The sequence below is a fragment of the Streptomyces sp. NBC_01716 genome, from assembly GCF_036248275.1.
GTDB lineage: Bacteria > Actinomycetota > Actinomycetes > Streptomycetales > Streptomycetaceae > Streptomyces.
Map to the genome: position 1 here is coordinate 8,372,621 of NZ_CP109181.1, position 16,942 is coordinate 8,389,562.

A 16,942-nucleotide genomic window follows, 5' to 3' on the forward strand; every position below is an offset into this window, starting at 1 on the left:
CGCGCGTGGTTCCGCGCGCTGATTTCCCGTACCTCCGTCCCCCGCATCACCGTCCCCGCACTCCCGTCCCCACCTTCACTTCCCGCACCCGTCATTCCACCCAGCCGTACGCGCGCCCCGCGCCGTACGGCAGAAGGAGCCTGCAATGAAGCAGTCCCCGTTCGGCGGCCGACGCCCGACTCCGGGCCGTGCCCGCGCCCTGTTCCGTACCTCGGTGGCCGCGGCCGGACTCGCCCTCGTCGGTTCGGCGTTGGCGCCGGTCACGGCGACCGTCGCCGCGCCCACGGCCACCGCCTCCGCATCGAACTCCGCGTCGGCCAAGGGCTGCCGGCAGCCCGCGCCCCAGCAGCCGGGCACCAGCGAACTGCGCACCGTCGCGAGCGGCGGGCTCTCCCGTACGTACCAGCTCCATCTGCCCGCCGACTACACCCCGCGCCGCGACTGGCCCGTCGTGCTGGCCTTCCACGGCAGGGGCAACACCGGAGTCGGTACGGAGGAGTTCTCCGGGCTGTCGAACCTGCCCGCGATCGTCGCGTACCCCAACGGCGTCATCGGGACCGGCGACGGCGACCGGCAGGCCTGGCAGGGCGCGCCGTACGCCGCGGCCGGAGTCGACGACGTCGCCTTCACCGGTGACCTGATCGACGAGTTGCAGGCCACCCTCTGCGTCGACTCACGACGCGTATATGCCACCGGCAAGTCGAACGGCGCGGGCTTCACCGGTCTGCTCGCCTGCCGGATGGCCGACCGGATCGCCGCCATCGCCCCCGTGGCCGGCGCGTTCTACCCCGGGACCGGCGAGAACTGCCGCCCCTCGCGGCCTGTCCCCGTCATCGACTTCCACGGCACGGGCGACGTCACGATCCCCTACGCGGGGGACACCGAGCGCGGTCTGCCCGCCATCCCGGACTGGACCGCCGCGTGGGCCGACCGCAACGACTGCCGCACCCGGCCGCACACGCGCACGATCGAGCCCGACATCACGATCACCAGCTACACCGGCTGCGACCGGGGCGCCGATGTGCGCCATGTCGCCATCACGGACGGCGGGCACACCTGGCCCGGCGCCGACAGCTACAGCGGTGGCGGCTACGTCACCGGGACCATCGAGGCGCACGAGGTGATGTGGCAGTTCCTGCGCCAGCACCGGACCCCGAGATCAGCCGGCCGCTGACAGCGGGAACCGAGTAAGGAGAGCCGCTCATGAGTACTCAGAACCCCGCACCACCAGGTACCCCCGGCACACCGGGCGAGACCCCCGCAGAGCCCCGGCTGCCGCTGATCATCCGTGCCATGGGCGTCATCGAACGCGCAGGCAACGCCCTTCCCCACCCCTTCTGGCTGTTCTGGATCCTGTCCGGGATCCTCGCCGTCATCAGCGCCGTGCTCGCGGCGGCGGACGTCTCCGTCGTCTCCCCGGCGGACGACAAGACGGTCACCGTACAGAACCTGCTCAGCGGCGACGGACTCGCCATGGCGGTCTCGACGATGATCGAGAACTTCGCCACGTTCCCGCCCATGGCGACCATCGTCGTCGTCATCATGGGTGTGGCCGTCGCCGAACGCAGCGGATTCCTCGCCGCGTTGATGCGGGTCGGCGTCTCGCGCGTACCGGCTTCGTGGGTCGTGTTCGCCGTGGCCTTCGCGGGCACGGTCGCCCATGTCGCCTCCGCCGCCGCCTACATCATCCTCGTGCCGCTCGGCGGTCTGGCCTTCCGCGCGGTGGGCCGCTCGCCGATCCTCGGCATCGTGGTCGCGTACACCGCGATCGCCTCCGGGTACGACGCCAGCCCGCTGCCCACGCCCAACGACGCCATCTTCGCGGGCATCACCACGGCCGCCGCGCAGATCGTCGGCGGGGACGGCGCGTACGTGTCGCCGCTGAGCAACTGGTTCTTCAACATCGCCTCCTCGTTCCTGCTCGCCGTCGTGATCACGCTGGTGACCAAGTACGTGCTCAGCAAGCGGCCCGACCTGGACGCCGATCCGGACGCCGACCTGGACGACCTGGGCCAACTCACCCTCAGCGACCGGGAACGCTCCGCGCTGCGCCGCGCCGTGTGCACGCTGCTCGCGGCCGTCGTGGTCCTGACGGCGGCGCTTCTGCCGACCTCCTCCCCGCTGCGGGGCGACGGCGGCAGCATCGTGGAATCCCCCTTCCTGGACGGCATCGCGGCCGTCGTCGCCTTCCTCTTCGGACTGGTGGGCATCGTCTACGGCCTGCGCTCCGGCTCGATCAAGAAGGCCGCCGACGTACCGAGGCTGATGGGCGAGGGCATCAAGCAGATGGCGCCCGTGCTGGTGCTCTTCTTCGCGATCGCCCAGTTCCTCGCGTACTTCGACTGGACCCACCTGGGCGATGTGCTCGCGGTCAGGGCGGCGGAGGCGCTCCAGTCCAGCGGACTGCCGATCGTGGTGGTCTTCCTGCTGATCCTGCTCCTGCTGACGCTGGTGAACGTGATGGTGACCAGCGGTTCGGCGATGTGGGCACTGGCGGCGCCGGTGCTCGTCCCGATGCTGATGCTGGTGAGTGTGCCGGCGGAGACGACGCAGGCGCTGTTCCGGATCGCGGACTCCGGGTCCACGGCCATCACCCCGATGAGCCCGTACTTCATCATGGCGCTCGGCTTCCTCCAGCGGTACCGGAAGAGCGCGGGCATCGGCACGCTCGCCTCGTACACGCTGCCGCTCGCCGTCGTGATGACGGTGGCCTGGACGCTGCTGTTCCTGGCGTGGTGGGCGTTCGGTATACCGCTGGGTCCGGGAGCGCCGGTGCGCTGATCGCAGGCCAGGCCGGCCCCGCCCGTACGCAGGATGGCCCCGCCCGCGTACAGGCGGGGCCACCGCTTTCAGGCGCTACCGGCGCGCGGCCGGTTCGGACGGCGCGGCCGGGGCCGGGGCGTAGCCCGTCGGGCGGGCCGTGAACGTGCCACGGCCCCGCGTGCGGCTGCGCAACCGCGTCGCGTAGCCGAACAGTTCGGCCAGCGGCACCGTCGCGGTGACCACGGCCGTACCCGCCCGTGCCGTCGAGCCCGAGACCCGGCCGCGCCGGGCCGCCAGGTCGCCGAGCACCCCGCCGACGGCGTCGTCGGGGACGGTCACGGTGACCTCGACCACCGGTTCCAGCAGCACCATCGTGCCGGCCCGCAGTGCCTCGCGGAGCGCGAGCCGTCCCGCCGTACGGAACGCCATCTCCGACGAGTCCTTCGGATGGGTCGCCCCGTCGGTCAGGGTGACCCGTACCCCGGTCACCGGGTGACCGCCGAGCGGCCCCTCGGCGAGCGCGTCCCGGCAGCCGGCCTCGACCGCCCGTACGTACTCCTGCGGCACGCGTCCGCCGACGACGGCCGACCGGAACTCGAAGCCGCCCCGGTCGTCCGGAGCCGCCGCCTCCAACGGCTCGGTGTCGAGGACGACATGCGCGAACTGCCCGGCGCCGCCGTCCTGTTTGACGTGCCGGTACACCAGCCCCGACACCCCGCGCCCGACCGTCTCCCGGTAGGCCACCTGCGGCCGGCCGACTCCGACGTCCAGCCCGTGGGCGCGGCGGATCTTCTCCACCGCGACCTCCAGGTGCAGCTCACCCATTCCCGACAGCACCGTCTGGCCGGTCTCGGAGTCGGTCCGTACGGCCAGCGAGGGATCCTCCTCGACCAGCCGTACCAGCGCCGTCACCAGCCGGTCGATGTCGGTGCGTCTGCGCGCCTCGACGGCGACGGAGACCACCGGATCCGCGACCGCCGGCGGTTCGAGGACCAGGGGAGCCGACGGCAGGCACAGGGTGGCACCCGCGCGGGCGGCCTTCACCCCGATCACGGCGACGATGTCCCCGGCGACCGCCCGGTCCACCTCCGCGTGACGATCGGCCTGGACCCGCAGGATCCGGCTGATCCGTTCCGTACGCCGCGTGCCCACGTCCAGCACCGCCTCTCCCTTTCCGACCGTTCCCGAATAGACCCGCAGATACGTCAGCCGGCCCGTGGAGGTCGAGTTGACCTTGAACACCAGCGCCGCGAACGGCCCCGCCGGGTCGGCGGCCCGCTCCTGCTCCTCGCCGCCCAGCGTGCCGCGCACCGCCGGTACGTCCAGCGGCGACGGCAGATAGGCGACGACCGCCTCCAGCAGCGGTTCGATCCCGCGGTTGCGGTACGCCGAACCGCACAGCACCACGACACCCTCGCCGGTACGGGTCAGGTCACGCAGCGCGGTGGCCAACGTCCTTGCGGAGAGCGTCGATTCCGCGCAGAACTCTTCCAGCGCGAGAGGATGCAGCTCCGCGACCGCCTCCTCCAGCACCCGGCGGCGCCGCAGCGCCTCCGCCACCAGGGAGCCGGGCACGGGGCCCTCCTCGTAGGAGTCGGTGGCGCCGCCCGACCAGAGATGCGCGCGCATCCGGAGCAGGTCCACCACACCGGTGAAGCCGTCCTCGCTGCCGATCGGCAACTGCACCACCAGCGGCGCCGGATGCAGCCGCCGGCGGATCGATTCGACGGCCGCGTCGAGATCGGCCCCGGCGCGGTCCAGCTTGTTGACGAACGCGATCCGGGGCACGCCGTGCCGGTCCGCCTGCCGCCACACCGACTCACTCTGCGGCTCGACCCCCGCGACCGCGTCGAACACCGCGACGGCGCCGTCGAGTACGCGCAGCGAACGCTCCACCTCGTCGGCGAAGTCGACGTGGCCCGGCGTGTCGATGAGGTTGATCCGGTGGCCGTTCCAGGCGCAGCTGACGGCCGCGGCGAAGATGGTGATGCCGCGGTCGCGCTCCTGGGAGTCGAAGTCCGTGACGGTCGTGCCGTCATGGACCTCGCCACGCTTGTGGGTGGTGCCGGTGAGGTAGAGGATCCGCTCGGTGACGGTGGTCTTGCCGGCGTCCACATGGGCGAGGATGCCCAGGTTCCGGACGGCGGTGAGCGGGTTGGTGAGCGCGGTGGTGGGTTGACCGGGTTGACGGTGCAGATCGGTACGCACGGCCCGTGGCCTTTCGGGTGATCAGGGGAAAAGGGCGACGCGATTGCCGGGACGAACCACACCGACGCGCGAGAACGCTCCTGGGCGAAGCCCGGCGGAGCCGCACGCGCGACGGACTGACGGCGTGTCAGATGTTCGTCGCGGACATCGTCCGGGACCGGCCGCGCAGCCGGCGCCGGGCGCCGCGAGACACCAGGATCACCTCGTACCGTGCCGGGGGAACGACAACAGCGGTGCGGTAGCGCACGGCCGGTCTCCCCTCACTGGTCACGGAGCGCGCGCCACGACAGTGTGTGCGGCGCGCGATGTCGAGGTGAGTGTACTGAGAGGGGTGCGGCGACCGCACCGCCTTTTTGACAGTCAAGGCTGCCGGGTCCCGTACGTTCATCGTCGGCAATTTCCCTTCGGTCTTCGGTTCATGACGCGGATCGGTCAATAATTTCCAGTTCCCTGTCTTGCCGGTGGACAGTCATGTCCCTACGTTGGGGGCCGCACCGTACGACGTACCCCGCATGCCGCCGCATGCCGCTCTTCCCCGCACCTCCACACACAGAGCCGATTGCGAGGAACCCCGTGGCACTTTCCAGACGCACCGTCATCGCGTCCGCGATAGCCGGCGCCGGAGCGGCGGCAGGTCTGGCCGCACAGGCCGGGACCGCACAGGCGGCCGCCTCTCCGCCCGGAGACGTCGTCGGCAAGATCACCGTCGGCTACCAGGGCTGGTTCGCCTGCTCAGGCGACGGCGCGCCGATCAACGGCTGGTGGCACTGGTCGCAGAACTGGGGCCAGTCCCCGTCCCCGGGCAACACCGCGATCGTGAGCTGGCCGGACGTACGCGACTACACCCACACCTACCGGACTGCCTACCCGGCGCTCGGCAACGGGCAGCCCGCGTCGCTGTTCTCCTCGTACGACCAGCAGACCGTCGACACGCACTTCTCGTGGATGCGGCAGCACGGCATCGACACCGCCGCCCTCCAGCGCTTCAACCCCAACGGCGGCGAGGGCCCCACGCGCGACGACATGGCGGTGAAGGTACGGAGCTCGGCGGAGAAGTACGGGCGCAAGTACTACATCATGTACGACGCCACCGCCTGGACGAACATGCAGCCGGAGATGAAGGCGGACTGGCTCGCCAAGATGAAGGCGAACACCGAGTCCCCGGCCTACGCCCGGCAGAACGGCAAACCGGTGGTCGGCATCTGGGGCTTCGGCTTCAACGAGCCCAACAAGACCTGGTCGGCCGCCGTGTGTCTGGACGTCGTCAACTGGTTCAAGGCGCAGGGGTGTTACGTGATGGGCGGCGTGCCCACGCACTGGCGCAGGGGCATCGAGGACTCACGGCCCGGGTACATGGACGTGTACCTCGCCTTCGACATGCTCTCGCCCTGGATGGTCGGCCGGATCGGGGACATCGCGGGCGCCGACAACTTCTACGCCAACGTCAACACACCCGACCAGGCCCACTGCGACGCGAACGGGATCGACTACCAGCCCTGTGTCCTGCCCGGCGACCTCCAGTCCGGGCACCGGGCGCACGGCGACTTCATGTGGCGGCAGTTCTACAACATGTGCCGGATCGGCGTGCAGGGCATCTACATCTCGATGTTCGACGAGTACAACGAGGGCAACCAGATCGCCAAGACCGCCGAGACCTCCGCCCAGGTCCCGGTGGGTTCCGGCATCAGGGCGCTGGACGAGGACGGCACGGCCTGCTCGGCGGACTACTACCTGCGGCTCACCGGAGACGGGGGCCGGATGCTCAAGGGCCAGCTGGCGCTGACCCCGACCCGCCCGACACCGCCCGTCGTCGGCGGCGGGAACCCCGACCCGCCGACCGGCGACCTGGCCCTGCGCAGAGCGGCGAGTGCGAGCAGCCAGACGCAGAGCTACGGGCCGGGCAACGCCGTCGACGGCAACGCGGACAGCTACTGGGAGGGCGCCAACAACGCGTTCCCGCAGTGGATTCAGATCGACCTCGGCTCCGCCCTGCCGGTACGAAGGCTCGTCCTGTCGCTGCCGCCGAACCCCGCCTGGGGCGCCCGCACCCAGACGCTGTCCGTCCTCGGCTCCACGAACGGGACCAGCTTCGCGACGCTGAGCGCACCGGCGGCCCGCGTCTTCGACCCGGCGAGCGGGAACACGGCGACGGTCACCCTCGCGTCGCCGGCGTCCGCCCGGTACGTACGGGTGCAGATCACCGGCAACACCGGCTGGCCGGCGGGCCAGTTGTCCGGACTGAGCGTCTACGCGGAGTGAATCCCCGCGGTGACTGATCGGCGGCCCGGACCCGGGAATCCCGGGTCCGGGCCCACGCCTCAGAGCAGCCGCAGAGTCGTCGCCGATACGCCGACGTGGACCGTCTGGCCCCAGGTCAGCGTCAGCGCGTCCGACTCCATGCCGTCGCCGAACGCGATCAGACGGTCCGACTCGACCGTCAGGCGCAGCCGTTCGCCCGGCGTGAGTGCGCCCGCCACCAGCGAGGTTCCGGTCGTCGGCGAGGGCCAGGCCTCTCGTACGAACCAGAGCAGCCGGCGGTCGGCGGGTCCGGGGAGTGCGAGCGTGCTGCCGCGTTCCTGCCACAGGGAGCGCAGCCAGCCGGTGGCGCCGGTACCGGTGCCGACGAGCACGCCCGACGACGCCTGGGCCTCGGGCGTCGGGACCTGGCCGTCGGAGCTCAGCCGGTAGCGGACCGTCTGGTGGCCCGCGGGACCGAGGCAGATCTCGTTGAGCGCGAGCAGCCGCTGGCTGTCGTCCGCGACGGCTTCCACCATGGTGAGTTCATCGGCCCCGCCGCGTACGGTGACGGCGGACCTCAGGAGCGTGGCCGCGTCCGGGGCGCGATGGCGGACCAGCACGCCCGGGTTCCGGCCGGGATCGGTGTCGATGCCCAGCACCGGTTGTCCCGCGAGGTACTTGGCGGCGTTCGCGACCAGCCCGTCCTGGCCGACCACGACCACGACGTCCTCCGGACCGAAGAGGAACCGGTCCAGGTCCGCGCGTTCGACGCGGCTCTGCCGCCATCGGTGGGGCACGGCGGCCGCCACATCGGTGAGCGCCTGCCGCGTGCGGTGGTGCCGCTCGGCGACCTCACGGATGTCCCGGTCACGGGAGGAGAGGAAGAAGGCCGCCTGACCGTGGGTGCCGTGCCGGGCGAGCAACTCCTCGTACTCCGTGGTGCGGTGGACGAGTACCGCCCGCGGCGCGAGCGTCACCCCCGCTCCTCGCCCTGCCGTTGACCGCCCTGGCGCCCAAGTGTGGCCAGCAGGCCGGTCAGTACGTCGGGGGAGAGCGTGACGCTGTCGATCCGGGGCAGATTCGCGGCGAGCCGGTCGACGGCCAGCGCGCGCAGCGTCGCCTCGTCCGACTCGCCGTGCACCCGCAGCCAGTCGGCCCGTGCCGCCGCCCGTGCCTCGCCGGTCCTGCGGGCCGCTTCGGCGTCGGCGGTGGCCAGCCGTACGCGCCGCTCCGCCTCGGCCTCCGTACGCACGGCATCCGCCGCCGCGCTCTCCTCGGCCTCGCGTCGGGCGTTGGTGCCGCGCTGCTCGACCAACTGCTCCTCCTGGCGGGCCAGTTCGATCTGGCTGGCGAGTTCGTTCTCCGCGATGGCCCGCTCCCGCTGCACCGCGACGGCGCGGCGCTCGTACGTCGCCCGGTCCGCCTCCTGCTGGATCTGCTCGCGCGCGGGCGTGCGCAGCGCGCGTTCCACCTCCGCCTCCGGGCGGACGGCGACGACCCGTACCGTCACGACCTCCAGGCCGGTCGCGGGCAGCCGGGGCTCGGCCGCCAGCCCGCCGTCGATCCGGTCGCGTACGGCGGCGACTCCGTCGGACAGCGCGGCGGCCAGCGGCGTACGGGCCAGGACGTCGAGCGCGTGCTGCTGGGCCGTCTCGGTGAGCAGGGTCGCGATCTGTTCGAGCGGGGCGCCCCGCCAGACGCCCGTGTCCGGGTCGAGGGAGAAGTCGAGCCGCGCCGAGGCGAGGGCGGGATCGCTGATCCGGTACGTCACGGTGGCCTGGACGGTGACGTCCTGGAAGTCGGCGGTGCGGGCATGGAACGCCATCGCCAACTCCCGGTCGTTGACGGGGACTTCGGAGAGCGCGGCGGACAGTGCCCGGAACCAGAAGCTGATCCCGGGACCGTCGTGGACGAGCCGGCCCCGCCGGTGGTGACGGATATGGGCGGTGGGGGCGGACCGGAGATGGCGCCGGCCGAGGCGCTTGGTGATGTCAGCCATGATGACCTCTTCTCGTCGGTGTGACGATATCGAGGAGATGGTTATATCGTCAACCTGACGAAAGTGCTGGACAAGCCCTCTCCCCCCGGCCGTGACCGGCCGGGGGGAGAGGGAAGAGGACCTCCGGAGACGGGACTTCTACAACAGGTCCTACGCCTGGGGCTCGATCCAGATGTTGCGGTAACGCACCTTGTTGCCGTGGTCCTGGAGCCGGATGGCTCCCGTCGCCGTGGTCTCCGGCGCGCCGTTACCGGTCGGACCGTCGACCGCGACGTTGTCGTGGACGAGCTTGCCGTTCCACACCACGCTGACGCGGGCGTCCTCGGTCTTCTTCCCGTCGGCGCCGAAGCGGGCGGCCCGGAACGTGATCTCGTACGTCTGCCAAGTCTCCGGCGCCGTCGAGGCGTTGTGGTCCGCCGCCTTCTTGGTGTAGATCGCCGCCGCCTCGTTGTTGGCGAGCTTCTCGACACCGAACGAGTCCAGGATCTGGATCTCGTACCGCTCCTGGAGGTAGACACCGCTGTTCCCGCGGTTCTGGCCGGTCACGTCCGGTGGCAGCTTCGGCACCCGGAACTCGACATGCAGCTTGAAGTCCTTGAACGCCTGCTTGGTGCGGATGTCGCCGCAGCAGACCTCCATCGCTCCCTCGTCGGTCAACGGCCACCGGACGTCGGTGCCGTTGGTGTGCTGCCACTGCGACTGGTCCTTCCCGTTAAACAGCGTGACGCGGCTGTCCTTGGGATGGACGGTGATCAGGTCGAGATTGACATGGCCGGTGTCGCCCTCGTCGTACCGGTACGCGATGGTGTTGGCCCCGCGGCTCAGCGGCAGCGTCTCGGTCACCGTCGCCCAGCCGTCCCACTTGCCGGTACTGGGCAGGGTCACCTGCTTCATCTTGCGGCCGTTGAGATAGAGGCTGATCGTCTTGTCGCCGACGAACGGGTTCGGGCCGTTGGCGTACCGCAGCCCGACGTCGTACTTGCCCGCCTTGGTCGTCGTCACGTCGAACGTGGTGGTGGCGCCCTGCGTCCCGTAGCTGTCGACGAAGCCGCCGCCCGAGTGGCCCGCGTGCTCGGTGTCGACCCGCGCGCCGCCGGTCAGCGCCGCCTCCTCCGCCTCGTACAGCGTCTTGGCCGGCTCCGCACCGACCAGCGAGTTGAGGGTGTACCAGGCTTCGGTGCTCCACAGCGTCTCGCCGCCCTCGGCGCTGAACGGCCGCGGCGAGCGCACGTGCACCACCCGGTTGGACTTGAGACCGTCGATCGCGAGGGTGACCTTCTTGCCGTCGGCCGACACCGTGGCCGACTGGACCTTCAGCGTCTCCTCGTCGATCTTCGGACCGCCGTAGTCCGGCGTCGCGGCGTAGTACCACTGCTTGACCTCGTAGCGGTCGACCAGTTCGGCGACGGTCTCGGCCGAGAGCGGCTTGGTGTACTCCAGCTCGAAGCCGCCCTGCTTCGCCCGCATCGCCAGAATGTCGAAGGCGTCCTTGCCGTTGGGCGTCAACTTCTGGAGACCGTACGAGAGTTTGCCCTCCTGGCCCCAGTTGCCGCCGGCGCCCAGACCGCCGGCGTAGATCGCGCCGTCCGGGCCCATGCTGATCCGGTTGACACCGGCTTCCAGCCCCTGGGTCATCCGGAAGACCGCGCCCTGGTACTCGCCCTTGACCTTTTCCAGATACCCGCGCTGAATGCCGCCGTACGTGACGTCGCCGAAGATCATCTGCCCGGCGAACGGGCCTTCCTTCAACAGCAGCGGTGTGCTGGGGGAGTTGGCGATCTCGTTCTGCGGCAGCCACAGCACCGGCTTGGTGACCGGCTTGGCGTCGAACGGCCCGGCCGGGTTGGTGTAGTGGTTGAAGAAGCGGTCCTGCTTGATGTGGACCAGCTTCGACGAGGGCAGCCAGCCGCCCTGGTTGTCGGTCACGAAGATGTCGCCCTCGGGGCCCCAGCCGATTCCGTTGGGGGTACGCAGACCACCGGCGATGTAACTGACCTCGCCCGTCTCCTTGTTCACCTTGATCGTGGAGCCGCGGTTCTTCGCGGGCTGCGGATTCGTCGTCGCGCCGCCCTGGTTGATCGCGACCGACAGGTTCAGATAGAAGAAGCCGTCCTGGTAGAGCAGCCCGAACGCGAACTCGTGGAAGTTCCCGCCGTACGGCCAGGTGGCGACCTTCCGGTAGGTGTCGGTGACGTCGTCCCCGTTCGTGTCCTGGAGCTCCGTCAACTCGTTCTTCTGCGACACGTACAGCGAACCGTCGACGTACTTGATGCCCTGGGGCTCCTTGAGGCCCTCGGCCACCTTCTTGGCCTTGACCTTGTCGGGGCCCGTGCTGCCCGTGACGTCGCTGAGGAGGTAGACCTCGCCCGTCACGTTGTCGGTCCCGCCCCAGGTGGTGACGGCCAGCCGGCCGTCGGGCAGCCAGTCCATGGCGGTGACCTGCGGCTCGAACCCGCTCGGCCGGAGGTCGGTCAGCGTGTACCCGGGGTGCACGCCGTTCAGGGGCAGCCCGTCGCCGGGGGAGTCCCTGACCCCCTCGCATTCCTTGCGGCCCGGCGCCGTCACGCGTACGACACCGGCGTCCGTGCTGAGAACGGAGTTGGGTACGACGGTGAAGCCGGAGGCGCCCGGCGGCTGCCACGCGAGGGTGATGTTCTGGCCGCCGGTGCGGTCGAAGTGATCGATACGCAGGGAGTGGTAACCGGCCGTCAGCGTGACCGTGCCGTCCTTCGGCTCGGCGCCGTGCAGACCGTCGTGGTCGATGACGACCTGATCGTCGATCAGCAGCCGCGAACCGTCGTCGCTGGTCAGCCGGAAGGCGTACGAACCGTCCTGCGGAACGTCGATGTTGCCGATGACCTGCGACACGAAGTTGTCGCCGATCCCGCCGAAGTCGGCGGTCGACGACCAGTCGATCGTGGGCATCAACTTGTCGACGTTCGGGGTCTGTCCGGGTTTGAGAACGCAGATCTTGTCCAGCGGTACCTGCACGTCGAACACGCGCAGTGTGACCCCCGGCTCCTGCGGCGGCACTTCACGGGTGACGGGATCGGCGGCGACGGGATCCGCGGCGGTGGCCGGGGTCGTCATGAGGCCGGTGGCGAGGAACGAGACGGCGAGCAGACTGAGCAGAGATCTGCGCAGGCGGCGGCCCGGTCTTTGATCCATTCTTCCTCCTGGCACTTCGCGCACCGGGAAGAAAGAACACCCTGGCCCCGGGGCGGAGTTCACCGCGGGGCAAGCCCTTCGAACCGGATACGGAGGTCTGGCAACGGATGCGGATGCTGGTTCGTACGTGGCGTTCTGTCGGCTCAGCGGCTCGACCGGTGGCCTGTCTCGTACACCACCGGTCGACGTAGAGCGAAAGACTAGAGACTTCTGTCGAGACCGTCCATACTTTGTCACGTACCAGTAGAAAGTCCTCCGGGGCTCCCCGCTGCCCCGCAGGTCAGCCCGCCCGGTGCCCGAGCCGTACCGACAGTGCTTCCGCGCCCTTCGCGGCCAGTTGGGCCAGTTCCTCCTCGCGGATCTCCGTCCAGCGGATCATCGGAACGGAGATCGAGAGCGCGGCCACGACCTGGCCCCGCCTGTCACGGACCGGAGCGGCCACACAGCTCACATCCGAGTTGGACTCCCGGTGCTCCACTGCGATGCCGCGCCGTCTGATGCCGGCGAGCGCCGTCCGCAGAACGGCCACGTCGGTGATGCTGTTGTCGGTCATGGCGGTGAGTTCGGCGCCGGTGAGCCGGGCGTCGAGTTCCGGCTCCGGGAGCGAGGCGAGCAGCATCTTGCCGACCGAGGTGCAGTGCGCGGGCAGCCGGCGGCCCGCGGCCGACACCATGCGGACCGTGTGCGTGGAGTCCACCTTCGCGATGTAGATGACATCGAGGTCTTCGAGGATCGCGACATGCACGGTCTCGTCGCAGGTCTCCGCGATGTCCGTGGCGATCTGCCGGCCCTCGGCGGCGAGATCGAGCTGTTCCGCGTACCGGCTGCCGAGCTGGTAGGCGCGTACGCCGAGGCGGTAGCGACCGGGCTGCTCGGGGATCGCCTCCAGATACGAGCGGGCGGCGAGGGTGGTGAGCAGTTCGTGCACGGTGGTGCGCGGCAGCCCCAGCCGGCGGATGACATCCGGCGCGGAGAGTTTCCCGTCGCCCTCCAGGAACAGTTCGAGAATGTCGAACGCCCGCGTCACCGCGGGGACCAGCCGTCCCATGCCCACCCCACCCTTCTGTTCGATACTTCGGCCATTGATCGGAATGACGAACGAAGATTAGTCGCTGCACGCCCCATTGACACCCCCCGTCCGGCTGTTTACGGTCACGCCAGCATTTCGAACGCGTGACGAAATATCGAACAGCGGCGACCGGCCGGCATATCGAACAACCTCTAGGGGTACCGCAGTGCGCATCACGGGAATCAGCACCCATGTCGTCGGCACACCCTGGCGTAATCTCACCTACGTCCTGGTCCACACCGACGAGGGGCTGACCGGCGTCGGCGAGACACGGATGCTCGGCAGGACCGACGCGCTGGTGGGATATCTGCGCGAGGCCGAGACCAACCACATCGCGGGTTCCGACCCGTTCGCCGTCGAGGACCTGGTCCGCCGGATGAAGTACGGCGACTTCGGGCGGGCCGGCGAGATCGTGATGTCGGGCATCGCCGTGGTGGAGATGGCCTGCTGGGACATCAAGGGCAAGGCCCTCGGCGTCCCGGTGTGGCAGCTGCTCGGCGGAAAGGTCACCGACCGCGTCAAGGCGTACGCGAACGGCTGGTACACCACCGAGCGCACTCCCGAGGCGTACCACCAGGCCGCCGAGGCGGTCGTGGCCCGCGGCTACCGCGCCCTGAAGATCGACCCGTTCGGTACCGGCCACTACGAGCTGGACCGGGCCGGGACCCGCTACGCGGTGTCGCTGATCGAGGCCGTACGGGACGCGATCGGCCCCGACACCGAGCTGATGCTGGAGATGCACGGACGGTTCAGCCCGGCGACGGCGGTACGGCTGGCGCGCGAACTGGCCCCGTTCGAGCCGGCGTGGCTGGAGGAGCCCGTACCGCCGGAGAATCTCCAGGCGCTCGGCAAGGTCGCCGGGAAGGTGGACATCCCCGTCGCGACCGGCGAACGCATCCACGACCGCATCGAGTTCCGTGAGCTGTTCGCCTCGCAGGCCGCCGACATCATCCAGCCGGACGTCGGCCACATCGGCGGCATCCTGGAGGCGCGGAAGCTCGCCGCCACCGCCGAGACGCATTACGTGCTGGTGGCCCCGCACAACGTCGGCGGGTCCGTGCTGACCGCCGCCAGTCTCCAACTGGCCGCCTGCACACCCAACTTCAAGATCCTGGAGCACTTCAACGACTTCGCCGACGCGGAGATCAAGAAGATCGTCACAGGCGCGCCCGAGGTCGACCCGGAGACGGGCTGCTTCGAGATCTCGCACGCGCCGGGACTCGGTGTCGGGTTCGACGCCGACGCCGCGGCCGAATTCCCGCAGCAGCAGGCCCGGTTCGACCTCTGGGCCGAGGGCTGGGAGAAGCGCGCACCCAAGGCGCCCCGATGAGCCGGGCTCCGATGAGCCGGGCGATCGTCGTCGACCGGCCCGGTGTCCACCGGCTCGCTGAGGGTGAGCGACCGGTCCCCGGACCCGGGGAAGTGCTGGTGAAGGTCGCGGCCGCCGGGATCTGCCTCAGCGACCGAGAGGTGTACCACGGCCGCCGTGACCCCGGCTATGTCCGCTACCCCGTCACGCCCGGCCACGAATGGTCCGGCACCGTCGAGGCCGTCGGCGGGGGAGTCGATCCGGCACTCGTCGGCAGGCGCACCGTCGCCGAGGGCTTCCGCACCTGCGGCATCTGCGAACGGTGCCGGGCCGGCGACACCTCGCTGTGCACCGGCGGCTACGACGAGACGGGCTTCACCCGGCCGGGCGCGTTCGCCGACCATGTCGCCGTCCCCGCACGGCTGTTGCACACCCTGGCCGACGACGCCGACCTGCGGGCCGCCGCCCTCCTGGAGCCGGCCGCCGTGGTCGCCGGAGCCGTACGGGCCGGCTGCCCGGAGCCCGGCGAGCGGATCGCCGTCGTGGGCGCGGGAACCCTCGGACTGCTCGCGGTCCAGTTCCTGGCCGCGTACGCGCCGGGCGAGCTGACGGTGATCGAGCCGCGGAAGCAACGAGCCGCCCTCGCACCAGAGTTCGGCGCGCACGAAGTCCTCACCCCGGCCGAGGCCGAGGGCCGCCGGGGCCACTACGACCTCGTGGTCGAGACGGCGGGCGCGCCCACCACCGCGGCCTCGTCCTGCCTGCTGGCACGGCGTGGCGGCCGGGTCGTACTCACCGGGATGTTCTCGGCCGGTGCGACCGGGATCGACCCCGTCCATCTCTCGGTGAGCCAGCTGACCGTACGCAGCGTCTTCGGCGCCCCGTCGGCCGCTTGGTCCTTCGCCGTACGTGCCTTCACGGCGGGCCTGCTCGACCCGGGCCCGCTCATCACCCACGAATTCCCGCTGGAGCGGTACGCCGAGGCGGTCGCGCTCGTCGGCGGCGGCGACCCCGGCACGGGGAAGGTGCTGCTGCGCCCCTGACCGCACCGGCGGGCACGCCCTGACCGCCTCCTGCCGCAAGACCCGAACGGGGTTCGAAATCTCGAACACCGGCCAATACCCGCCGATACCTCGCCGATACCCGCCAACACCCTCAACTCCCCTGAACGCAAGCACCGCCGGACACCACAGGCGGCGACCGAAGGACATGTCCGTTGACCGACGCACCAGCCCACGGCACCCGCCGCCGCCCCGGTGGGCAGGCCCTCGCAGCCCTCGGCCTGGCCGCCCCCGACGACCACCCCGCCGACACGTCGCCGCACACCTTCCCCGACGGCGGCACCTGGCGCACCGAGATCCCCTCCGTCGAGGGCCCCGAGGCCCTCACCGAAGTCCTCAAGGAATCCGCCCGCCTCGATGTGCCGGTCCACCGGATCAGCCAGGGCAGCGGCGTCTGGATGCTCACCGACGACGAGATCACCGAGATGGCCGGCGCCTGCGCGGACCGCGACATCGAACTGTGCCTCTTCACCGGTCCACGCGGCACGTGGGACACCGGCGCCGCCACCCGCACCGACTCCGGCGGCGCCGGCCTGCGCGCCCGGGGCCGTGACGCCGTCGCCGGCTGTGTCGAAGACGCCCTGCGCGCGGTGGAGTTGGGCGTCAAGTGCCTGCTCGTCGCCGACGAGGGGGTGCTCTGGTCACTGCACCGGCTGCGGGAGCGGGGCGACCTGCCCGCCGACACGACCCTCAAGGTGTCGGCACTCATCGGGCCCGTCAACCCCGCCTCGTACACGGTCTACGAACGCCTGGGCGCCGACTCACTCAACATCCCCTCCGATCTCGCGCTCGCCCACTTCACCGAGATCCGCGGCGCCAGCCGCGCCCCGATGGACCTCTACATCGAGGCCCCCGACGACCTCGGCGGCTACGTCCGGATGTACGAGACCGCCGAACTGATCCGCCGCGGCGCGCCCCTGTACCTCAAGTTCGGCCTCTCCAAGGCGCCCGGCATCTACCCCTACGGCGCCCACCTGCGCGAACTCACCCTGGCCACCGCCCGCGAACGCGTACGGCGCGGCCGGCTCGTACTCGACCTGCTCGCACGCCACGGCGCCGACGGCGGCATGTCGCCGCTCGGCTCCCGCCTCCCCGGCCCGCTCAACCGTTTCCCGCTCACCTAAGGA

General features: G+C 70.5%; 11 protein-coding genes. 6 read left to right on the forward strand and 5 right to left on the reverse strand.

Going from position 1 to position 16,942, the window contains the following annotated elements; genetic code table 11:
- Nucleotides 1–145 precede the first annotated feature (145 nt).
- The gene (locus OIE74_RS37240) at nucleotides 146–1,174 is read left to right on the forward strand and encodes an alpha/beta hydrolase family esterase (RefSeq protein ID WP_329391808.1); all 1,029 of its coding nucleotides are present in this window, start codon (nucleotides 146–148) and stop codon (nucleotides 1,172–1,174) included.
- Between the two features lie 29 nt (nucleotides 1,175–1,203).
- On the forward strand, nucleotides 1,204–2,781 hold the full coding sequence (locus tag OIE74_RS37245) for an AbgT family transporter (RefSeq protein ID WP_329391810.1): 1,578 nt from the start codon (nucleotides 1,204–1,206) through the stop codon (nucleotides 2,779–2,781).
- A gap of 75 nt (nucleotides 2,782–2,856) precedes the next feature.
- Here the strand turns inward: OIE74_RS37245 and fusA are convergent, their stop codons facing one another.
- On the reverse strand, nucleotides 2,857–4,971 hold the full coding sequence (gene fusA / locus OIE74_RS37250; protein ID WP_443076328.1) for an elongation factor G: 2,115 nt from the start codon (nucleotides 4,969–4,971) through the stop codon (nucleotides 2,857–2,859).
- A gap of 573 nt (nucleotides 4,972–5,544) precedes the next feature.
- Here fusA and OIE74_RS37255 point away from each other — a divergent pair.
- Nucleotides 5,545–7,230, forward strand: a complete 1,686-nt coding sequence (locus OIE74_RS37255; protein WP_329391812.1) for a discoidin domain-containing protein — start codon at nucleotides 5,545–5,547, stop codon at nucleotides 7,228–7,230.
- A 59-nt stretch (nucleotides 7,231–7,289) separates the two neighbouring features.
- On the opposite strand, the gene OIE74_RS37260 is transcribed toward OIE74_RS37255, so the two are convergent.
- The 4 genes from OIE74_RS37260 to OIE74_RS37275 all read right to left on the reverse strand — a co-directional run bounded on the left by OIE74_RS37260 (nucleotide 7,290) and on the right by OIE74_RS37275 (nucleotide 13,424).
- On the reverse strand, nucleotides 7,290–8,186 hold the full coding sequence (locus OIE74_RS37260) for a hypothetical protein (protein WP_329391814.1): 897 nt from the start codon (nucleotides 8,184–8,186) through the stop codon (nucleotides 7,290–7,292).
- On the reverse strand, nucleotides 8,183–9,208 hold the full coding sequence (locus OIE74_RS37265; RefSeq protein WP_329391816.1) for an SPFH domain-containing protein: 1,026 nt from the start codon (nucleotides 9,206–9,208) through the stop codon (nucleotides 8,183–8,185). Before OIE74_RS37265 ends, OIE74_RS37260 begins: the two co-directional genes overlap by 4 nt.
- 150 nt (nucleotides 9,209–9,358) lie before the next feature.
- Nucleotides 9,359–12,376, reverse strand: a complete 3,018-nt coding sequence (locus tag OIE74_RS37270; RefSeq protein ID WP_329391818.1) for a family 16 glycoside hydrolase — start codon at nucleotides 12,374–12,376, stop codon at nucleotides 9,359–9,361.
- A 280-nt stretch (nucleotides 12,377–12,656) separates the two neighbouring features.
- On the reverse strand, nucleotides 12,657–13,424 hold the full coding sequence (locus tag OIE74_RS37275; protein WP_329391820.1) for an IclR family transcriptional regulator: 768 nt from the start codon (nucleotides 13,422–13,424) through the stop codon (nucleotides 12,657–12,659).
- 187 nt (nucleotides 13,425–13,611) lie between these two features.
- Here OIE74_RS37275 and OIE74_RS37280 point away from each other — a divergent pair, with 187 nt between their 5' ends.
- From OIE74_RS37280 to OIE74_RS37290, 3 genes are all read left to right on the forward strand, one after another.
- Nucleotides 13,612–14,775: a mandelate racemase/muconate lactonizing enzyme family protein gene (locus tag OIE74_RS37280; RefSeq protein ID WP_329391823.1), complete on the forward strand. Its 1,164-nt coding sequence runs from the start codon at nucleotides 13,612–13,614 to the stop codon at nucleotides 14,773–14,775.
- Nucleotides 14,772–15,797, forward strand: coding sequence for a zinc-dependent alcohol dehydrogenase (locus OIE74_RS37285; protein WP_329391826.1), 1,026 nt, complete (start codon nucleotides 14,772–14,774; stop codon nucleotides 15,795–15,797). The genes OIE74_RS37280 and OIE74_RS37285 overlap by 4 nt, the downstream gene beginning before the upstream one ends.
- Nucleotides 15,798–15,970: 173 nt before the next feature.
- Nucleotides 15,971–16,939, forward strand: a complete 969-nt coding sequence (locus OIE74_RS37290) for a hypothetical protein (protein ID WP_329391829.1) — start codon at nucleotides 15,971–15,973, stop codon at nucleotides 16,937–16,939.
- Nucleotides 16,940–16,942 lie beyond the last annotated feature (3 nt).